1 protein-coding gene is annotated in these 2,061 nt (G+C 63.4%); it reads left to right on the top strand.

All coding sequences use genetic code 11. The annotated features are described in order from the left end of the window. On the top strand, nt 1–2,061 hold a 2,061-nt coding region (locus AC1DWI_RS20930; RefSeq protein WP_477725655.1), incomplete at both ends, for an indolepyruvate ferredoxin oxidoreductase family protein.

Genomic DNA, 2,061 nt, shown 5'->3' with positions numbered 1-2,061 from the left:
CCAGGCCCTGTGGGCTGCCAAAAAGCACCTGGCTGCGCAAAACATCGTGTTCCAGCCCGGCGTCAATGAAGAACTGGGCGCTACGGCAGTCTGGGGCACCCAGCAACTCGACCTGTACCCGCAAAGCAAAAAATTCGACGGCGTATTCGGCATCTGGTACGGCAAGGGCCCGGGCGTGGACCGCTGCTCCGACGTTTTCAAACACGCCAACATGGCCGGCACGGCCAAACACGGCGGCGTGATCGCCATCGCCGGCGATGACCATGTGTCCAAGAGCTCCACCGCCGCGCACCAGAGTGACCACATCTTCAAGGCCTGCGGCCTGCCGGTGTTCTTTCCGTCCAATGTGCAGGACATCCTGGACATGGGCTTGCACGCGTTTGCCATGAGCCGGTTTTCCGGCGTCTGGTCGGGCATGAAAACCATCCAGGAAGTGGTCGAGTCTTCGAGCTCCATCCTGGTCGACCCCGATCGCGTGAAGATCATCATCCCCGAAGATTTCGAGATGCCGCCTGGCGGACTGCACATCCGCTGGCCGGATGCTCCGCTGGAGCAGGAAGCCCGGCTGATGGACTACAAATGGTATGCGGCGCTCGCGTACATCCGCGCCAACAAGCTCAACTACAACGTCATCGCCGGCCCCAAAGACCGCTTCGGCCTGATCGCCAGCGGCAAGGCCTTCAACGACACGCGCCAGGCGCTGGCCGACCTGGGCCTGGACGAAGACACTTGCCACCAGTTGGGCATCCGCCTGCACAAGGTCAACGTGGTCTGGCCGCTGGAGGCCACCATCACGCGCGACTTCGCTGAAGGCCTGCAAGAGATTCTGGTGGTCGAGGAAAAACGCCAGGTCATCGAATACCAGATCAAGGAAGAGCTCTACAACTGGCGTGCCGATGTGCGCCCCAATGTGCTGGGCAAGTTCGACGAGCCCGAAGGCGACCAGTCGGGCGGCGAATGGGGCCGTTCCAACCCGAGCGACAACTGGCTGCTGCGCGCCAAGGCCGACCTGACGCCGGCCATCATCGCCAAGGCGATTGCCAAGCGCCTGAAGAAGCTGGGCGTACCCGCCGACATCATCTCGCGCATGGACGAGCGCCTGGCCATCATTGAAGGGCGTGAGCGCGCCCTGACCGCAGGCAAGGCCGACACCGGCGAGCGCGCACCCTGGTTTTGCAGCGGCTGCCCGCACAACACCAGCACCCGCGTGCCCGAAGGCTCGCGCGCCGTGGCCGGTATCGGCTGCCACTACATGGCGACCTGGATGGACCGCTCCACTTCCACCTTCACCCAGATGGGCGGCGAGGGCGTGACATGGGTGGGCCAGGCGGCGTTTACGACCGACGAACACATTTTTGCCAACCTGGGCGACGGCACCTACTTTCACAGCGGGCTGCTGGCGATCCGCCAGGCCATCGCCTCGGGTGTGAACATCACCTACAAAATCCTCTACAACGACGCGGTCGCCATGACGGGCGGCCAGCAAGTCGGCGAACGGCCTGAAGGCCATTCGGTGCTGCAGATCATGCAAAGCCTGCGCGCCGAGGGCGTGGCCAAGCTRGTCATCGTGACCGACGAGCCGCAGAAATACGACGGCGCGCCGCTGCTCGACGGTGTGACGGTGCACCACCGCGACGAGCTGGATCGCATCCAGCGCGAGTTCCGCGAGATCAAGGGCACGACCGCGATCATTTACGACCAGACCTGCGCGACTGAAAAGCGCCGCCGCCGTAAACGCGGCACCCTGGTGGATCCTGAAAAGCGCGTGGTGATCAACGAGCTGGTGTGCGAAGGCTGCGGCGATTGTTCGGTGCAATCCAACTGCCTGTCGGTGGAGCCGCTGGAGACCGAATTCGGCCGCAAGCGCCGCATCAACCAGAACACCTGCAACAAGGATTACTCCTGCGTGAAGGGCTTTTGCCCCAGCTTTGTGACCGTCGAGGGCGGGCAGCTGAAGAAGCCCAAAAAAGACAAGAAGGGCGCGCCCAGCAGCCTGTTCGCAGTTCCCGAGCCCGTGCTGCCTGTGGCGGAAAACGCCTGGGGCATTGTGGTGGGTGGTGT

It is taken from the genome of Polaromonas sp. P3_C2, assembly GCF_056402675.1.
The sequence above is the reverse complement of the archived record's forward strand: the minus strand, read 5'-3'. Positions and strand labels throughout refer to the sequence as shown.